At 63.3% G+C, this 17,742-nt stretch carries 15 protein-coding genes; 14 read left to right on the top strand and 1 reads right to left on the bottom strand.

Annotated elements, in window-relative coordinates:
- Nucleotides 1-105: 105 nt before the first annotated feature.
- Nucleotides 106-1,419, bottom strand: coding sequence for a sn-glycerol-3-phosphate ABC transporter substrate-binding protein UgpB (gene ugpB, locus B3349_RS06465; RefSeq protein ID WP_291587430.1), 1,314 nt, complete (start codon nt 1,417-1,419; stop codon nt 106-108).
- A 352-nt stretch (nt 1,420-1,771) separates the two neighbouring features.
- Here ugpB and B3349_RS06460 point away from each other — a divergent pair, with 352 nt between their 5' ends.
- The 14 genes from B3349_RS06460 (at nt 1,772) to folE (ending at nt 17,739) form a co-directional block, all read left to right on the top strand.
- Complete coding sequence (locus B3349_RS06460) at nt 1,772-5,671, top strand: DUF3683 domain-containing protein (RefSeq protein ID WP_291587428.1); 3,900 nt, start codon at nt 1,772-1,774, stop codon at nt 5,669-5,671.
- Nucleotides 5,668-6,123 (top strand): HIT family protein, encoded by a 456-nt coding sequence (locus B3349_RS06455; protein WP_291587426.1) that lies wholly within the window; start codon nt 5,668-5,670, stop codon nt 6,121-6,123. The genes B3349_RS06460 and B3349_RS06455 overlap by 4 nt, the downstream gene beginning before the upstream one ends.
- 55 nt (nt 6,124-6,178) lie before the next feature.
- The gene (locus tag B3349_RS06450; protein WP_291587424.1) at nt 6,179-6,667 is read left to right on the top strand and encodes a gamma-butyrobetaine hydroxylase family protein; all 489 of its coding nucleotides are present in this window, start codon (nt 6,179-6,181) and stop codon (nt 6,665-6,667) included.
- A gap of 199 nt (nt 6,668-6,866) precedes the next feature.
- On the top strand, nt 6,867-7,598 hold the full coding sequence (gene ubiE / locus B3349_RS06445) for a bifunctional demethylmenaquinone methyltransferase/2-methoxy-6-polyprenyl-1,4-benzoquinol methylase UbiE (protein WP_291587422.1): 732 nt from the start codon (nt 6,867-6,869) through the stop codon (nt 7,596-7,598).
- Between the two features lie 89 nt (nt 7,599-7,687).
- Complete coding sequence (locus B3349_RS06440; RefSeq protein WP_291587420.1) at nt 7,688-8,668, top strand: Tim44 domain-containing protein; 981 nt, start codon at nt 7,688-7,690, stop codon at nt 8,666-8,668.
- Between the two features lie 33 nt (nt 8,669-8,701).
- Nucleotides 8,702-9,307, top strand: coding sequence for a hypothetical protein (locus B3349_RS06435; RefSeq protein ID WP_291587417.1), 606 nt, complete (start codon nt 8,702-8,704; stop codon nt 9,305-9,307).
- Complete coding sequence (ubiB, locus tag B3349_RS06430; RefSeq protein WP_291587416.1) at nt 9,304-10,872, top strand: ubiquinone biosynthesis regulatory protein kinase UbiB; 1,569 nt, start codon at nt 9,304-9,306, stop codon at nt 10,870-10,872. Before B3349_RS06435 ends, ubiB begins: the two co-directional genes overlap by 4 nt.
- Before the next feature lie 27 nt (nt 10,873-10,899).
- Nucleotides 10,900-12,363 (top strand): high affinity choline transporter 1, encoded by a 1,464-nt coding sequence (locus tag B3349_RS06425; RefSeq protein ID WP_279998084.1) that lies wholly within the window; start codon nt 10,900-10,902, stop codon nt 12,361-12,363.
- Nucleotides 12,364-12,500: 137 nt separating this feature from the next.
- The gene (locus B3349_RS06420) at nt 12,501-12,776 is read left to right on the top strand and encodes an FmdB family zinc ribbon protein (protein ID WP_291587414.1); all 276 of its coding nucleotides are present in this window, start codon (nt 12,501-12,503) and stop codon (nt 12,774-12,776) included.
- Between the two features lie 8 nt (nt 12,777-12,784).
- Nucleotides 12,785-13,408, top strand: a complete 624-nt coding sequence (locus B3349_RS06415) for a DUF502 domain-containing protein (RefSeq protein ID WP_291587412.1) — start codon at nt 12,785-12,787, stop codon at nt 13,406-13,408.
- 48 nt (nt 13,409-13,456) lie between these two features.
- Nucleotides 13,457-15,265 carry an aspartate--tRNA ligase gene (gene aspS, locus B3349_RS06410; protein WP_291587410.1) on the top strand — a complete coding sequence of 603 codons (1,809 nt, stop codon included), beginning with the start codon at nt 13,457-13,459 and terminating at the stop codon, nt 15,263-15,265.
- A 262-nt stretch (nt 15,266-15,527) separates the two neighbouring features.
- On the top strand, nt 15,528-16,046 hold the full coding sequence (gene nudB, locus B3349_RS06405) for a dihydroneopterin triphosphate diphosphatase (RefSeq protein ID WP_291587919.1): 519 nt from the start codon (nt 15,528-15,530) through the stop codon (nt 16,044-16,046).
- Nucleotides 16,043-16,843, top strand: a complete 801-nt coding sequence (locus B3349_RS06400; RefSeq protein ID WP_291587408.1) for an endonuclease/exonuclease/phosphatase family protein — start codon at nt 16,043-16,045, stop codon at nt 16,841-16,843. The genes nudB and B3349_RS06400 overlap by 4 nt, the downstream gene beginning before the upstream one ends.
- Nucleotides 16,844-17,010: 167 nt before the next feature.
- The gene (gene folE, locus B3349_RS06395) at nt 17,011-17,739 is read left to right on the top strand and encodes a GTP cyclohydrolase I (protein ID WP_291587917.1); all 729 of its coding nucleotides are present in this window, start codon (nt 17,011-17,013) and stop codon (nt 17,737-17,739) included.
- Nucleotides 17,740-17,742: the final 3 nt, after the last annotated feature.

Genomic DNA, 17,742 nt, shown 5'->3' with positions numbered 1-17,742 from the left:
CGAAACGAAACGCTTTTTAGCGAATTTGCGCGTATTGTGCCCAGTGAAAAGCCGCTGCGCCAGAGGCTGCAGCGGCTCTACCCCCAAATCGAGGGGAATTACTTATTACTTGTAAGAGCGCTCGAAGCGTGCCAGCAGTTCGTTACCGCGCGACACGATGGAGTCCAGCGCTTGTTGGCCGGTCTTCTTGCCTGCCCACACCTGCTCGAGTTCTTCGTCCTCGATGGTGCGGATCTGCACGTAGTTGCCCAGGCGGATGCCGCGCGACTTGTCGGTCACCTTGCGGATCATCTGCGTCACGGCGGTGTCCGTGCCAGGGTTCTTCTGGTAGAAGCCGGACTTGTTGGTCAGGTCATAGGCGGCCATGGTCACAGGCAGGTAGCCGGTGCGCTGGTGCGAAGCGGCCTGGACCTTGGTTTGCGACAGGAATTCGAAGAACTTGGCCACGCCCTTGTACTCTTCGGACTTCTTGCCAGCCATCACCCACAGCGATGCGCCACCGATCACGGTGTTCTGGGGCGCGCCCTTCACATCGGGGTAGTAGGGCAGGGGAGCCAGTGCATAGGCAAACTTGGCGTTCTTGGCCACGTCGCCGTAGAAACCGGACGAGGTCTGGATCATGGCGCATTCACCGGCGGTGAACGAAGCCTGGGCGGTGGAGGCGCGGCCCTTGTACACAAACTCGCCGGCCTTGGCTGCGGCAGCCAGGTTGTCGATGTGCTTGACGTGCAGGGGCGAGTTGATCTTCAGGCGAGCCTTGTGGCCGTTGGCGCTCAGACCGTTCTGCTCGGTCGCGAATTCGACGTTGTGCCAGGTGGAGAAGGATTCCAGCTGGGTCCAGCCCTGCCATGCCAGGGTCATGGGGCAGCTGTGGCCGCTGGCCTTGAGCTTCTTGGCAGCTTCGAACACTTCAGGCCAGGTGGTGGGGGCCTTGTCGGGGTTCAGGCCGGCCTTCTTGAAGGCGTCCTTGTTGTAATAGAAGATGGTGGTGGAGCTGTTGAACGGGAAGCTCAGCATCTGGCCGTTGGGGGCAGTGTAGTAACCGGCCACGGCAGGGATGTAGGCCTTGGGGTCGAAGGACACGCCGGCGTCCGACATCACCTTGCCCACGGGAACGGTGGCGCCCTTGGAAGCCATCATGGTGGCGGTGCCCACTTCGAACACTTGCAGGATGTGGGGGGCATTGCCCGAACGGAACGCGGCAATGGCGGCCGTCATGGATTCGTCGTACACGCCCTTGAAGGTCGGGACGATCTTGTATTCCTTCTGGCTTTCGTTGAATTCCTTGGCCAGATCGTTGACCCATTCGTTGTTCACGGCGGTCATCGAGTGCCACCACTGGATTTCGGTGGCGGCGTGGGCGGTGCCGATGGCGGCTGCGGTCATTGCGGCGGACAAAGCCAGGCGCTTGAATTGCATGCAGGAACTCCTTGGATTGCTATGCGGGGAGAGATATGCCAGCCATATTAAAGGGCGAGCATGGCGTTTGTGTGACGGGCGCATGACGGGGTTTCCCCCTGGCGCGGATGCCACATGGCTCCGATTTCATGCAGTTGTCACTAAACGTTGTGGCGCATTCTATGTTCGCTTCTATTCGATGTCGTTCCTGATTTTTCCTATCTGGGGTCTTGAAGCCGTGCGCTGGATCAGAGAATGCAGTGGCGGCGCGGTGGCTTAGGGTGAACCCCGGCAGAAACCGGGGCCCTGGCATAAAATCACGCTCCCCATGGCTAAGGAGCGCCCTCCAGGGTGCCCACCCCCGGTCCACCACATGAATGCACCGATTGCGCAGGCCGCCTTGTTGGGCAAGACGGCTGAACCTGCCCGACTCCGCGAGATTCCCTATAACTACACCTCGTTTTCTGACCGGGAAATCGTGATCCGCCTGCTTGGCGCGCCCGCCTGGAGCGTGCTGGAGCTGTTGCGCAGCGAACGCCAGACCGGCCGTTCTGCCCGCATGCTCTACGAAGTACTGGGCGACATCTGGGTGGTGCAACGCAACCCCTATCTGCAGGACGACCTGTTCCACAACCCCGACCGGCGCAAGCAGCTGGTGGAGGCGCTGGAACACCGCATGGCCGAGGTGCAAAAGCGCCGCGTGCCCGAGGCCGATGCCCAGCGCGACGCCTTGGTGGGCGAGCTGATCGAGGCGGCCAACAACGCCGTGCGCGAGTTCGACCGCACCTTTGACGAAGCCGGTAAGCTGCGCCAGCGCGTGCGCAAGACGCTGGGCAAGCTGACGCACAAGGACAACATCAAGTTCGATGGCCTGTCGCGCGTCAGCCATGTGACCGATGCCACCGACTGGCGGGTGGAATACCCCTTTGTGGTGCTGACCCCGGATTCCGAAGTGGAGATGGCCGGCCTCGTCAAAGGCTGTATCGACATCGGCCTGACCATCATTCCGCGCGGAGGCGGCACCGGCTACACCGGTGGCGCGATTCCTCTGACCTGGCGCTCGGTGGTGATCAACACCGAGAAGCTCGATGCCATCACCGAAGTCGAGATGGTGCAGCTGCCCGGCGTGAGCCACCCCGTGCCCACGGTGTGGACCGAGGCCGGCGTGGTAACCCAGCGCGTGGCCGATGCGGCCGAACGTGGCGGCTTTGTATTCGCCGTGGACCCGACATCGATTGAAGCCTCCTGCATCGGCGGCAACATTGCCATGAATGCCGGTGGCAAGAAAGCCGTGCTGTGGGGGACGGCGCTGGACAACCTGGCCAGCTGGCGCATGGTGACACCCGATGCGCAGTGGCTGGAAGTGACCCGCGTGGACCACAACCTGGGCAAGATCCACGATGCCGAGATGGCCAGCTTCGAGCTGAAATACTTCGAGGCGGATGGCAAGACCCCGGTGCGCAGCGAGCGCCTGGATATCCCAGGCCACAAGTTCCGCAAGGAAGGCCTGGGCAAGGATGTGACGGACAAGTTCCTCTCCGGCCTGCCCGGGGTGCAGAAGGAAGGTACGGACGGCCTGATCACCAGTGCCCGCTGGGTGGTGCACCGCATGCCGGCCCACACGCGCACGGTGTGCATGGAGTTCTTTGGCAACGCCAAGGATGCCGTGCCCTCGATCGTCGAGATCAAGGACTACATGTTCGCCGAGCAAAAGCGCAGCGGCGTGCTGCTGGCCGGCCTGGAGCATCTGGATGACCGCTATCTGCGCGCCGTGGGCTATGCCACCAAGAGCAAGAAGGGCGACGGCCACCTGCCCAAGATGGTGCTGATCGGCGATATCGTCGGTGACGACGCCGACGAAGTGGCGCGCGTGACCAGCGAAGTGGTGCGCATTGCCAATTCGCGCAACGGCGAGGGCTTCATCGCCATCAGCGCCGAGGCGCGCAAGAAGTTCTGGCTGGACCGCAAGCGCACCGCGGCCATCAGCCGCCATACCAACGCCTTCAAGATCAATGAAGACGTGGTGATCCCGCTGCCGCGCATGGCCGAGTACACCGACGGCATCGAGCGCATCAATATCGAGCTCTCGCTGCGCAACAAGATCAAGCTGTGCGATGCGCTACTGGCGTTCCTGCAGCAGGGCAATCTGCCGCTGGGCAAGCAGGATGACGCCGGCGACATTCCCACGGCCGAACTGCTGGAAGACCGCGTGCTCCAGGCCGTGGAGCTGGTGCAGGAAGTGCGTGATCTGTGGGCGGGCTGGCTGCGCGATGTGGCCACCCTGTTCCCGCAGCTGCAGGACCACACGCTGCGCTCCAGCTGGAAGACGCAGATCAAGGCCCCGCTGGCGCAGATCTTCAACGGCGAAGCCTTCAAGCCCTTGCTGGACGAGGCAGCGCAGGTCCACCAGCGCGTGCTCAAGGGCCGTGTGTGGGTGGCCCTGCACATGCACGCCGGCGACGGCAATGTGCACACCAACATCCCGGTCAACTCCGACGACTACGAGATGCTGCAGACCGCCCACGAAGCCGTGGCGCGCATCATGCAGCTGGCCCGCAGCCTGGATGGCGTGATCTCGGGCGAGCACGGCATCGGCATCACCAAGTTGGAGTTCCTGACCGACGAAGAGCTGCAGCCGTTTGCCGACTACAAGCAGCGCGTGGACCCGGAGGGGCGTTTCAACCGCGGCAAGCTGATCCGCGAGAAGAACGGCCTGGTGCCCGCCCGCTCGCCGCGCGAAGCGCTGATGTATGCCGACCTGACCAACGCCTACACGCCATCGTTCGGCCTGATGGGGCATGAGTCGCTGATCATGCAGCAGAGCGACATCGGCGCCATTGCCGACTCGGTCAAGGACTGCCTGCGTTGCGGCAAGTGCAAGCCGGTGTGCAACACGCACGTGCCGGGCGCCAATCTGCTGTACTCGCCGCGCAACAAGATTCTGGCCACCTCGCTGTTGGTGGAAGCCTTTCTGTACGAGGAGCAGACGCGCCGCGGCGTGTCCATCAAGCACTGGCAGGAATTCGAGGATGTGGCCGACCACTGCACGGTCTGCCACAAGTGCTTCACGCCCTGCCCGGTCAAGATCGACTTCGGCGACGTGACCATGAACATGCGCAATCTGCTGCGCAAGATGGGCAAGAAGAGCTTCAATCCGGGCAACAAGATGGCCATGGCCATGCTCAATGCCACCAACCCCGACACCATCAAGCTGCTGCGCAAGGGCATGGTGGGTGTGGGCTTCAAGGCGCAGCGCATTGCGTCCGACCTGCTGCATGCGGTGGCCAAGCCGCAGCTCAAGCACCCGCCGGCTTCGGTGGGCAAGCCTGCGCTCAAGGAGCAGGTGATCCACTTCGTGAACAAGAAGCTGCCCGGCGGTCTGCCCAACAAGACGGCCCGCGCGCTGCTGGACATCGAAGACAAGGAGTACGTGCCCATCATCCGCAATCCGCAGACCACCAGTGCGGACACGGAAGCGGTGTTCTACTTCCCCGGCTGCGGCTCGGAGCGCCTGTTTAGCCAGGTGGGCCTGGCCACGCAGGCCATGCTGTGGCACTCCGGCGTGCAGACTGTGATGCCTCCGGGCTATCTGTGCTGTGGCTACCCGCAGCGCGGCAGCGGCCAGTACGACGTGGCGGACAAGATGATCACCGACAACCGGGTGCAGTTCCACCGCGTGGCCAACACGCTGAACTACCTGGATATCAAGACGGTGGTGGTGTCCTGCGGGACCTGCTATGACCAGCTGCAGGGCTACCATTTCGACAAGATCTTCCCGGGCTGCCGCATCATCGACATCCACGAGTTCCTGCTGGAAAAGGGCATCACCTTGCCACAAGGCCAGGGCGGCTACCTCTACCATGACCCCTGCCACAGCCCCATGAAGCTGCAGGACCCGATGAAGACCGTGAAGGCCCTGGTGGGCGACGGCGTGATCAAGAGCGACCGCTGCTGCGGTGAGTCCGGCACGCTGGCGGTGTCGCGTCCCGATATCTCCACCCAGATCCGCTTCCGCAAGGAGCAGGAGATCCTGAAGGGCGAGGCCGAGTTGCGTGCCAAGGGGGCTGTGGGTGGCAAGGAAAACGTGAAGATCCTGACCAGTTGCCCCGCCTGCCTGCAAGGACTGAGCCGTTATGGCGACGACCTGAAGGATGGCCTGCTGGAAGCCGACTACATCGTGATCGAGATGGCCAAGCAGATCCTGGGCGAGAACTGGCTGCCCGAGTACGTGGCCCGCGCCAACAACGGCGGCATCGAACGGGTGCTGCTGTGAGCACCGCTGAGGCCCGCACCGCACCAGCCGGCTGCCCCTTGTGCGACGGCCTGGGGGGCGCGCTGGTCTGGCAAGGGCACAACGCCCGCGTGATCCGTGCGCAGGAAGAGGGCTTTCCCGCCTTCTACCGCGTGGTGTGGACGGCGCATGCGGCCGAGTTCACCGACCTGAGCGTGGCCGAGCGCGCCGAGTGCATGGAACTGGTGGCCGCGGTGGAGCGCGTGCTGCGCGAACGGCTGTCGCCCGACAAGGTCAATCTGGCCGCCTTGGGCAATATGGTGGCCCATCTGCACTGGCACGTGATTGCGCGCTGGCGCTGGGACAGCCACTTTCCCGGTTCCGTCTGGGCCGCGGTGCAGCGCCCGCGCGATCCGGCGCGCGAGGCCGAGGTGCAGGCCCAGCTCGACGCCACGGACCGCGCGATCGCCGCGGCACTGGATGCGCGGACGTGAACACAACAGCAGCTGCATGTGCACCAGCAGCGCAGGTTTAAGATAGGTAATTGCCATGGCTGACATGCCTCTTCCCCAGTCCATCACCCTGCACGGCGCCTCGCGCGTGCTGGAGCTGGGCTATGCCGACGGCGCCGTGCACCGTCTGCCGTTTGAACTGCTGCGCGTGTATTCGCCTTCGGCCGAAGTGCAGGGCCACGGCCCTGGCCAGGAAGTGCTGCAGACCGGCAAGCGCGATGTGACCATCGTCAACCTGGAGCCCGTGGGCAATTACGCGCTCAAGCCCTTCTTCAGCGACGGCCACGAAAGCGGCCTGTACACCTGGACCTATCTGTACGAGATGGGCAGCAAGCAGGAGGCGCTGTGGGCCGACTATCTGGCGCGCCTGGCGGCGGCTGGTGTGGACCGTGACACGCCCATGCCCGGCAAGGCCAGCGGCGGCAGCTGCGGCACGGGCGGCGGTTGCGGCAGCAGCAGTAGCGCCGAGGCCCCGGCCGCCAGCGGTGGCGGCTGCGGCAGCGGTTCCTGCGGCTGCGGCGCCTGATCCCGCGCAACCCCCTTCGTGGCGACGGCAGGAACTTGGACCCCGTACAGCAGTCCAATTCTCTGCGGTGCTATAGTTAAAGTAGCTTGCGCTGTACGTGGCGCAAGCGTCTATCGCCCCTTTGGCTTGAAGTGATGCCCTGTTGCACTACGGGGTTGTCGCTGTACGAGCCGCCCGGGGCTGCTTACATTCCTGTCCTATGAGCAGCACACATTTTGGTTTCGAGACCGTTGACGAGAAAGACAAGGCCAGCCGCGTGCGCGGCGTGTTTGACTCGGTCGCGTCCAAGTACGACATCATGAATGACCTGATGTCCGGCGGTCTGCACCGTGCCTGGAAGGCCTACACCGTGATGGTGGCCAACCTCAAGGAAGGGGACCAGGTGCTGGACATCGCCGGGGGGACCGGCGATCTGTCGATGGCGTTTTCCAAGAAGGTCGGCAACAGCGGCCGCGTGGTGCACACCGACATCAACGAAGCCATGCTGCGCACGGGCCGCAACCGTCTGGTGGACAAGGGCATCATCCTGCCCACCCTGGTGTGCGATGCCGAAAAGCTGCCGTTCCCCGACGCGCACTTCGATCTGGTGAGCGTGGCCTTCGGCCTGCGCAACATGACGCACAAGGATGGCGCGCTCAAGGAAATGAACCGCGTGCTCAAGCCCGGCGGCAAGCTGCTGGTGCTGGAGTTCTCCAAGGTGGCCAAGCCGCTGGCGAAGCCCTATGACTTGTACTCATTCAAGGTGCTGCCCTTCCTGGGTAAGCTGGTGGCGGGCGATGACTCCAGCTACCGCTATCTGGCGGAGTCCATCCGCATGCACCCGGGGCAGGAAGAACTCAAGGTCTTGATGCAAGGCGCGGGGTTCGGGCATGTGGACTATCACAACATGACGGGCGGCATTGTGGCCCTGCATGTGGGTATCAAGTGCTGACGCTGAAAGGACAGGCACCTATGCAGTACGGATTTGCAAAAGGTTTTGGTTAGTTCGGAATTTTTTCTCATTATTAGGAGAGCAAAGCAATGATGAAGGTGTGGGCAGTGGTTTTGGTCGCAGCGCTGGCTGTGGTGCATCCCTCCGTGGAAGCCAAACGCATGGGCGGAGGCGGTTCCATGGGCAAGCAGTCGAGCAATGTGACGCAGCGTGACGCTGCGCCCCGTGCGCCCCAGCAAGCACCGGCCCAGCAGCAGGCCGCAGCCCCCAAGCCCGCCACCCCGGCGGCCACGCCGGCAGCACCAGCCAAGAAGCCTTGGGGCGCCATGCTGGGCGGACTGGCCGCGGGTCTGGGCCTGGCCTGGCTGGCCCACTCGCTGGGTTTTGGTGAAGCCTTCGCCAACATGCTGATGTTCGGTCTGCTGGCACTGGCCGTAATGGTGGTGATCGGCATGGTCATGCGCGCACGCAACAAGCCCAAGGCTGCCAGCGCCGCCGCATCGCCTTTCGCCTTCCAGGGTGCGGGGGCTCCGGTCCCCGACGCCGTGGCCCAGCCGCGTGACTACAACCCGAAGAATGTGGGCAATGACGCATCGGCCCGCCCCTGGGAGCAGGACCATGTGCCCGCCGCCGGTGGCAGCATGATCGGCTCCGGCCTGGCCGCTTCGGCACCGAACTGGAGTGTGCCGGCCGACTTTGACGCCGCAGGTTTCCTGGAAGCCGCCAAGCGCAACTTCGTGACCCTGCAGGCCGCCTGGGACCGTGGTGATGTCGCCACGCTGCGTTCCATGATGACCGACGAGATGCTGTCCGAGATCAAGACCCAGCTGCAAGAGCGTGAAGCCCAGAGCGGCGGTGTGCTCAACCAGACCGATGTGGTGATGATCGAGGCCCAGCTGCTGGGCATTGAAGACTTGGGCCATGCCTACATGGCCAGTGTGGAGTTCTCGGGCATGATCCGCGAAGATGCCTCAGCAGGCCCCAGCCCCTTCCGTGAAGTCTGGAATATGACCAAGCCGAAGAGCAATTCCAGCGGCTGGCTGGTGGCGGGATTGCAGGCACTGCAATAAAAATCTTTCCACTTCAGGAATAATCGGGGGACTATGGCAACACAGTCCCCTTTTTCTTTTCTCAACGGCCTGGTCGAACGCGTGGTGGAAACCGTGCAGCCGCCCCAGTGGCTGGTGCACGAAACCCAGCAGCGCGTCGTGCTCTTCCTCAACCATGTGCTGATGCAGGAGAAGGCGGCCATGGAGCGCCTGGTGCGCCAGAAAGGGCGTGTGGCCCGGGTGCAGTGGCGCAACTTCAATATGGCATTGCTGATCACGCCGGCCGGCCTGTTCAATCTGGCTCCCGAAGGCGCCACCCCTGATCTGCTGCTGGAAATTGCCGACAGCAATCCGCTGGTGCTGGCCAAGTCGGCCATCCGCGGTGACAAGCCGGCCATCCGCATCGAAGGCGATGTGCAGCTGGCGGCCGACATCCACTGGCTGGTCGACAACGTCGAGTGGGATGTGGAAGAAGATCTGGCACGCATCATCGGTGACACGCCAGCCCACATGATCGGCAGCGCTGCCCGCAAGCTGGCCCAGGGGCTGCGCCAGTTCGTCGGTGCCCGCATGGCCAAGGGCGGCGATGCCGCCACGCCTGCCAGCGGCGCGCAGAACAACTTGCCGGTGGCCGACGCCGAGCCGCGCCAGCCGCAATGAGTAAGTTCTTGCGGGGCGCCACCATCCTCTGGGTGGCCTTGCGCTATGGGCTGGATGAGCTGGTGCTCTCCGGCTTCGAGCATCCCGGGCTGCGCGGTCTGCGCCGCGTGCTGACATTGGGCCGCAAGCTGGATGCGCCGCGCGGCGTGCGCCTGCGCGAGGCACTGGAATCGCTGGGCCCGATTTTTGTGAAGTTCGGCCAGGTGCTGTCCACGCGCAGCGACCTGATGCCGCCCGATGTGGCGGAAGAGCTGGCCAAGCTGCAGGACCGCGTGCCGCCGTTCGATCCCCAGATCGCGGTGGACACCATCGAGAAATCGTTCCGCAAGCCGCTGGACCAGGTGTTCACGAGCTTCGAGCGCGTGCCCGTGGCCAGTGCCTCGATCGCCCAGGTGCACTTCGCCACCGTGGTGGACCGTGATGGCAAGGAGCGCGAAGTGGCCGTCAAGGTGCTGCGCCCCGGCATGAAGCGCGTGATCGACAAGGATCTGGCGCTGATGCACATGATGGCCAGTTGGGTGGAGCGGCTCTCCGCCGATGGCAAGCGCCTCAAGCCCCGTCAGGTGGTGGCTGAGTTCGACAACTACCTGCACGACGAGCTGGACCTGATCCGCGAAGCCTCCAATGCCGCGCAGCTGCGCCGCAACATGGACGGTCTGGATCTGGTGCTGATTCCCGAGGTGTATTGGGATTTCTGCCGCCCCGATGTGATGGTGATGGAGCGCATGAAGGGCGTGCCCATCAACCAGATCGAGCGTCTGCGTGAAGCCGGGGTGGACATTCCCAAGCTGGCGCGTGACGGGGTCACCATCTTCTTCACCCAGGTGTTCCGCGACGGCTTCTTCCATGCCGACATGCACCCGGGCAACATCATGGTCAGCCTGGAGCCCGAGACCTTCGGGCGCTATATCTCGCTGGACTTCGGCATCGTCGGTACGCTGACCGAGTACGACAAGGAGTATCTGGCGCAGAACTTCACGGCCTTCTTCCGGCGTGACTACAAGCGCGTAGCGGAGCTGCACATTGAAAGCGGCTGGGTGCCGCCCACCACCCGGGTGGACGAGCTCGAAGCCGCCATCCGCGCCGTGTGCGAACCGTACTTCGACCGCCCGCTGGCCGAGATTTCGCTGGGCATGGTGCTGATGCGCCTGTTCCAGACCTCGCGCCGCTTCCAGGTGGAAATCCAGCCGCAGCTGGTGCTGCTGCAAAAGACCCTGCTCAACATCGAGGGCCTGGGCCGCCAGCTGGATCCCAACCTGGATCTGTGGAGCACGGCCAAGCCCTTCCTGGAAAAGTGGATGCTGGACCAGATGGGGCCGCAGCGCCTGTGGCGCGAGCTGAAGGCCGAGGCTCCCCGCTATGCCAAGCTGCTGCCCGAGCTGCCCCGCCTGGTGCAGCAGTTCCTGCAGCAGGACCGCCACGGCAGCCAGCAGGCCATGCAGGAGCTGCTGGCCGAACAGAAACGCACCAACCGCCTGCTGCAGATGATTCTGTACGGAGGCGTGGGCTTTGTGCTGGGCCTGGTGGTGGTGCGCATCTTGCTAGTGACGCACTTCATTTTCTAAAACAATAACTTCGACGGGAGAACCAGCGTGTTGCTCTTCATGGTGATTGCCTACCTGTTCGTCACCATCGGCATTGGCCTGTGGGCGGCCAGGCGGGTGAAAAACACGGCCGACTTCGCGATTGCCGGCCGGCATTTGCCGATGTACATGATCATCACCACGACGTTTGCCACGTGGTTCGGTTCGGAGATCGTGCTGGGCGTGCCGGCCAAGTTCATCGAAGGCGGTCTGCATGCCGTGGTGGAAGACCCGTTCGGCGCCGGCATGTGCCTGATCCTGGTGGGCCTGTTTTTTGCCGGCAAGCTCTACCGCATGACGCTGCTGACCATCAGCGACTACTACAGGGGCCGTTTTGGTCGCGGCATCGAAGTGGTGTGCTCGCTGATCATCATGCTCAGCTACCTGGGCTGGGTTTCTGCCCAAGTCACTGCGCTGGGGCTGGTGTTCAATCTGCTGTCTGGCGACCTGATCAGCGTGCCCTGGGGCATGGCGATCGGCGTGCTCTCCATTCTGGTCTACACCCTGTGGGGCGGTATGTGGTCGGTGGCCGTGACGGACTTCATCCAGATGATCATTCTGGTGCTGGGTCTGGTGGTGCTGGCCTTTTTTGCGGCCGACATGGCCGGCGGTGCCGACAAGGTGATCGATCTGGCCACCAGCCGCGATTTGTTCAAGTTCTGGCCTGAACCCAGCTGGCACGAGATCCTGTTCTTCTTTGGCGCAGCCATCACCATGATGCTGGGCTCCATTCCGCAGCAGGACGTGTTCCAGCGCGTGATGTCGGCCAACAGCGAGAAGGCGGCCGTGCGTGGCACCGTGATCGGCGGTACTGCCTATATCTTCTTCGCCTTTGTGCCCATGTTCCTGGTGGCCAGCGCGCTGCTGATCATGCCGGAAGAGGCTACGGCCCTGTTGGGGGACGACCCGCAGAAAGTGCTGCCCACGCTGGTGATGGACAAGATGCCGGTGGTCATGCAGGTGCTGTTCTTCGGTGCGCTGCTGTCGGCCATCAAGTCCTGCGCATCGGCCACCTTGCTGGCCCCCAGCGTGACCTTCACCGAAAACATCTGGCGCCAGTTCCGTCCGATGACCAGCGACCGTGAAAACCTGCTCACCATGCGCATCAGCGTGCTGGTGTTTGCGGCCTGCGTGCTGACCTATTCCATCCTGATGGAAGGTACGCCCATTTACGAACTGGTGTCCAGCGCCTACCAGGTGCCGCTGGTGGGGGCTTTTGTGCCGCTGGTGTTCGGCCTGTACTGGAAGCGGGCCAGCACCCAGGGCGCCATTGCGGCGGTGACTCTGGGCATCGGCGTGTGGCTGCTGTTCATGGTGGTGCCGGGCTGGGCGGACGTGTTCCCGCAACAGCTGGCAGGTCTGCTGGCGGCCATGACCGGCATGGTGGCGGGTTCGCTGTTGCCGCAGTGGATCACCAACCGCCGTGACGAAGTGGTGCACTACACCTCGGACACGCCGGTTGTCGGGGTCTGAGTCCCTGCCTTGTTTTGGGCCCCGCAGCCGGGTTTGGTAACGGGCGCCCGATGGGGATTGGGACCTGCCGGGCTTTGCCAAGTCTGGCTGCCTATAATGAAGGGTTTTGCGAAACCCTTTTCTCATCCCTCTGCGCTATGCCGATCTATGCATATAAGTGTGGCTCCTGTGGCCATGCCAAAGACGTTCTGCAGAAAATGTCGGATGCGCCGCTGACGGCCTGCCCGGCCTGCGGTGCCGAGGCCTTTTCCAAGCAGCTGACGGCCCCGGGCTTCCAGCTCAAGGGCTCGGGCTGGTATGCCACCGACTTCAAGGGCGGCGCCACCTCCCAGGCGGCGGCCGCGCCCGCATGCGACAGCGGTGGCAGCGCCTGCGCGGCTGCGGGTTGCCCATCCGCTTCTGCCGAGGTCTAAGCCGCCTTATGTCAGCACTGCGCAAATGGCTGTTCACCGGTCTCCTGGTCATCGTGCCCGGCGTCATCACCGCCTGGGTGTTGAACTGGATCATCAGCACGCTGGACCAGACCCTGCAGATCCTGCCGGAGCACTGGCAGCCCGACCGATTGCTGGGCATGCACATTCCGGGTTTCGGGGTGCTGCTGACCTTGCTGATCCTGCTGCTGGTGGGGGGGGTGGCCAGCAATTTCGTGGGCCGCAAACTGGTCAGCTGGGGCGACGCCATCATTTCCCGCATCCCGGTGGTACGCTCCATCTACTCCAGCGTCAAGCAGGTGTCGGATACGGTGTTCTCCGACAGCGGCAACGCGTTTCGCACCGCCGTGCTGGTGCAATGGCCGCGCGAAGGCGTGTGGACGGTGGCTTTCATCACCGGCCAGCCATCGGGCGAAGTGGCCAGCTACCTGCGCGATGAATATGTGAGCGTGTTCGTTCCGACCACGCCCAACCCCACGGGCGGCTACTTTGTGCTGATGCGCAAGAGCGATTGCGTGGAGCTGGAGATGAGCGTGGACACCGCGCTCAAGTACATCGTCTCGATGGGTGTCGTGGCGCCACCGCCGCTGCCGGTGCCCGACGAGCCCAACTGATAAACAACCCAAACAGCGCGTCCCACGAGGGCGCAGGAAGATAAACCAATGGCCATGCGCTCTGAATATTGCGGTCTTGTGACCGAGGCCCTGATGGGCCAAACCGTGACCCTGTGCGGCTGGGTGAACCGCCGCCGTGACCACGGTGGTGTGATCTTCATCGACCTGCGCGACCGCGAAGGTTATGTCCAGGTGGTGTGCGACCCGGATCGCGCCGAGATGTTCAAGACCGCTGAAGGCGTGCGCAACGAATTCTGCGTGCAGGTCAAGGGCCTGGTGCGCGCCCGTCCTGCGGGCACGACCAACGACAAGCTCAAGAGCGGCCAGATCGAAGTGCTGTGCCACGAACTGAACGTGCTGAACGCTTCGGTGACGCCTCCCTTCCAGCTGGACGACGACAACCTGTCCGAAACCGTGCGCCTGACCAACCGCGTGCTGGACCTGCGCCGTCCCGTGATGCAGCGCAACATGATCCTGCGCTACAAGACCGCCATCCAGGTGCGCAACTTCCTGGACAAGCAAGGTTTCATCGACATCGAAACCCCGATGCTGGGCAAGTCCACCCCCGAAGGCGCCCGCGACTATCTGGTGCCTTCGCGCGTGCACGACGGCGAATTCTTCGCACTGCCCCAGTCGCCCCAGCTGTACAAGCAGATGTTGATGGTGGCCGGCTATGACCGCTACTACCAGATCACCAAGTGCTTCCGCGACGAAGACCTGCGTGCGGACCGCCAGCCCGAATTCACGCAGATCGACTGCGAAACTTCGTTCCTGAACGAAGAAGAAATCCGGGCCATCTTCCAGACCATGATCAAGGAAGTCTTCCAGACCCAGCTGAACGTGGATCTGGGCGAGTTCCCCATCATGACCTACCAGGACGCAGCCTTCCGCTTCGGTTCGGACAAGCCCGATCTGCGCGTCAAGCTTGAATTCACCGAGCTGACCGACTGCATGGGCGACGTGGACTTCAAGGTCTTCTCCACCCCCGCGACCACCAAGGGTGGCCGTGTGGTGGCCCTGCGCGTGCCCGGCGGCGCAGCGATCTCGCGTGGCGAAATCGACGGCTACACCGAGTTCGTCAAGATCTATGGCGCCAAGGGCCTGGCCTGGATCAAGGTCAACGAAGTGGCCAAGGGCCGTGATGGTCTGCAGTCGCCCATCGTCAAGAACCTGCATGACGCAGCGATTGCCGAAATCCTGAAGCGCACCGGCGCACAGGATGGCGACCTGTTGTTCTTCGGTGCAGACAAGGAAAAGATCGTCAACGACTCCATCGGTGCGCTGCGCCTGAAGGTCGGTCACAGCGAATTCGGCAAGAAGAACGGCCTGTTCGAAGACAAGTGGGCACCGCTGTGGGTGGTGGACTTCCCCATGTTCGAACACGACGAAGAGAACGACCGCTGGGCTGCCGTGCACCACCCGTTCACTTCGCCCAAGGACGGTCATGAAGACCTGATGGACAGCGATCCGGGCAAGTGCATCGCCAAGGCCTATGACATGGTGCTGAATGGCTGGGAACTGGGCGGCGGCTCGGTGCGTATCCACCGCGCCGACGTGCAGGCCAAGGTGTTTGCGGCACTGAACATCACGCCGGAAGACCAGCGTGCCAAGTTCGGCTACCTGCTGGACGCACTGCAATACGGTGCACCTCCCCACGGTGGCCTGGCCTTCGGTCTGGACCGTCTGATCACGCTGATGACCGGCTCGGAGTCTATCCGTGACGTGATTGCCTTCCCCAAGACCCAGCGTGCACAGGACCTGCTGACCCAGGCGCCTTCGCCCGTGGACGAGAAGCAACTGCGCGAGCTGCACATCAAGCTGCGCAATGTGGCAGTGACCACCACCACGGCCGAATAAGCCATGGCCTGATCCAGCGGGTGCTGCTGCGGCGCAAGCCGCTGGCGAGCCGCCCGTGCCAACGCCACCCAGTCTCGCGGCTGGGTGGCGTTTTTAATGGCCGCCGCTCCAGAGCGTGATGCCGGGGAGGGCTGCCTTTTCTGATGGAGGATGGTGCGATGCAGCATGCTTGTGGGGGCTGCTCCACCGGCTTTTCCGCGCAGGACACAGGTTTTGACCTCTTGCGGTCCAGCTCCAGCGCTACCATGGGGCCATGGCATCCATGGTTTCCTGCGCACCGGCGCCCGCATCTGTCCCTGCGGCAGCGGTCCCGGCCAGCGCCTACAAAATTCCGGAATCGGTGCTGGTCATCATCTACCGCGCCGATGGCCAGGTGCTGCTGCTGCGCCGTACCCAGGCGGCGCCCGAGGGGCAGCCCTTCTGGCAAGGGGTGACCGGCAGCAAGGACTTCGAGGGCGAAGACTGGCGTGCCACGGCGGTGCGCGAGGTGGCCGAGGAAACCGGCATCGACGCCAGGGCCTCCGGCTGCGAGCTGCAGGACTGGGCCTTGCAGAACACCTACACCATTTACCCGCACTGGCTGCACCGCTACGCACCGGGTGTATGGTTGAACACGGAGCGGGTGTTCGGCCTGCGCGTGCCGATGGGCACCAGCGTGGTCTTGAATCCGCGCGAGCACACCGCATTTGCATGGCATGACTGGCGCGAAGCTGCCGACCGCTGCTATTCGCCCTCCAATGCCGAGGCTATTCTCCATCTGCCTGCCTACCTCACCGCATGACTGTTGAGTCCACCCCTTCCCCAGAGAAGATCACCTCGTCCGGCATCGTGCTGCCGCCCGAGACCGGTTTGCTGCGCGTGGCCACTTACAACATCCACAAGGGCGTGCAGGGCCTGGGGCCCACGCGGCGTCTAGAGATCCACAACCTGGGCCATGCGGTGGAGCAGCTGGATGCCGACATCGTCTGCCTGCAGGAAGTACGCAGGACAAACCGCAAGGAGGCCGCCTACTTCGACCGCTGGCCGGACGTGGGCCAGGCCGAGTTTCTGGCCCCCGAAGGCTACGAATCCGTCTACCGCACCAATGCCTATACCAAGGACGGCGAGCACGGCAACGCACTGCTGACGCGCTGGCCTGTCAAAGGTCACAACCACCTCGACATTTCGGACCACCGCTTCGAACAGCGCGGCCTGCTGCATGTGGAGGTGGAAGTGCGTGGCCGCTCGGTACATGCCATCGTGGTGCACCTGGGGCTGATCCCCGGCAGCCGCGTGCGCCAGATCCATGCGTTGCAGCAGTTCATCGAGCACGAAGTACCGCCCGGCGCGCCGCTGGTGGTGGCGGGCGACTTCAACGACTGGGGCAACCACATCAAGCGCATGCTGGCCAGCTTCGGCCTGTATGAATTCGAGGGCGAAGACCTGAGGGCGCTGACCTACCCCTCGCGCCTGCCGCTGGCCCAGCTGGACCATGTGTATGTGCGCGGCCTCACGCCCACCGGCCTGATGGTGCCCCAGGGCCGCATCTGGTGGCGTATGTCCGACCACCTGCCGCTGATCGCGGAATTCCGGCTGTGACAACAGGGGGCTGAGGGCGGAAGCGTTGCGCATCGCCATGGGCGACGGCTGTCGCATCGGTATTGTGGTGCTATCTTAAACGTAGCTATCCGTGCGCTCGCAGACTGCGTGATATGCCCATTTCCTTGTTGTGACTGTGCCCGGGAATCGCTGGTAACATGCTTGGCATGTTTAGTGATCTGGCTGCCAACCCCATGAATCCTGCGAACCCGGACGAGGGCACACCCGTCTCCGTGAAGATCCGTGAACGGATCACGGCAGCCCGCAAGCGCTTCAACGCCAATGACAACATTGCCGAATTCATCGAGCCCGGTGAGCTGGAGAAGCTGCTGGACGAGGTGGAAACAAAGATGCAGGGCGTGCTCGACAGCATGGTGATCGACACCGCCAACGACCACAACACCCGCACCACCGCGCGCCGTGTGGCCAAGATGTACCTGAACGAGGTCTTCAAGGGCCGCTATGTGCAGTCGCCAGCCATCACCGAATTCCCCAACGCCGAGCACCTGAACGAGCTGATGATCGTCGGCCCCATCACCGTGCGCAGCGCCTGCAGCCACCACCTGTGTCCGGTGATCGGCAAGATCTGGATCGGGGTGCTGCCCAATGAACACACGAATGTGATCGGCCTGTCCAAATATGCCCGTCTGGTGGACTGGGTGATGGGCCGCCCGCAGATCCAGGAAGAGGCTGTGGTGCAGCTGGCCGACCTGATCATGGACAAAACCCAGCCCGATGGCCTGGCCATCGTGATGGAGGCATCGCATTTCTGCATGTCCTGGCGCGGTGTGCGCGAGATGGACAGCAAGATGCTGAACTCGGTGATGCGCGGCGCCTTCCTGAAGGATGCCAACCTGCGCCGCGAATTCCTGTCGTTGATTCCAGGGAGGAACTGATCC

Origin of the sequence: Comamonas sp. UBA7528 (assembly GCF_002479375.1) — a bacterium.
Taxonomy (GTDB): Bacteria; Pseudomonadota; Gammaproteobacteria; order Burkholderiales; family Burkholderiaceae_C; genus Comamonas.
The sequence above is the reverse complement of the archived record's forward strand: the minus strand, read 5'-3'. Positions and strand labels throughout refer to the sequence as shown.

Bases quoted from the DNA above. Each gene is read 5' to 3' on its own strand.
- ugpB (WP_291587430.1), bottom strand. From the start codon at position 1,419: ATGCAATTCAAGCGCCTGGCTTTGTCCGCCGCAATGACCGCAGCCGCC.
- B3349_RS06460 (WP_291587428.1), top strand. From the start codon at position 1,772: ATGAATGCACCGATTGCGCAGGCCGCCTTGTTGGGCAAGACGGCTGAA.
- B3349_RS06450 (WP_291587424.1), top strand. From the start codon at position 6,179: ATGGCTGACATGCCTCTTCCCCAGTCCATCACCCTGCACGGCGCCTCG.
- ubiE (WP_291587422.1), top strand. From the start codon at position 6,867: ATGAGCAGCACACATTTTGGTTTCGAGACCGTTGACGAGAAAGACAAG.
- B3349_RS06440 (WP_291587420.1), top strand. From the start codon at position 7,688: ATGATGAAGGTGTGGGCAGTGGTTTTGGTCGCAGCGCTGGCTGTGGTG.
- B3349_RS06435 (WP_291587417.1), top strand. From the start codon at position 8,702: ATGGCAACACAGTCCCCTTTTTCTTTTCTCAACGGCCTGGTCGAACGC.
- ubiB (WP_291587416.1), top strand. From the start codon at position 9,304: ATGAGTAAGTTCTTGCGGGGCGCCACCATCCTCTGGGTGGCCTTGCGC.
- B3349_RS06420 (WP_291587414.1), top strand. From the start codon at position 12,501: ATGCCGATCTATGCATATAAGTGTGGCTCCTGTGGCCATGCCAAAGAC.
- B3349_RS06415 (WP_291587412.1), top strand. From the start codon at position 12,785: ATGTCAGCACTGCGCAAATGGCTGTTCACCGGTCTCCTGGTCATCGTG.
- aspS (WP_291587410.1), top strand. From the start codon at position 13,457: ATGGCCATGCGCTCTGAATATTGCGGTCTTGTGACCGAGGCCCTGATG.
- nudB (WP_291587919.1), top strand. From the start codon at position 15,528: ATGGTTTCCTGCGCACCGGCGCCCGCATCTGTCCCTGCGGCAGCGGTC.
- B3349_RS06400 (WP_291587408.1), top strand. From the start codon at position 16,043: ATGACTGTTGAGTCCACCCCTTCCCCAGAGAAGATCACCTCGTCCGGC.
- folE (WP_291587917.1), top strand. From the start codon at position 17,011: ATGTTTAGTGATCTGGCTGCCAACCCCATGAATCCTGCGAACCCGGAC.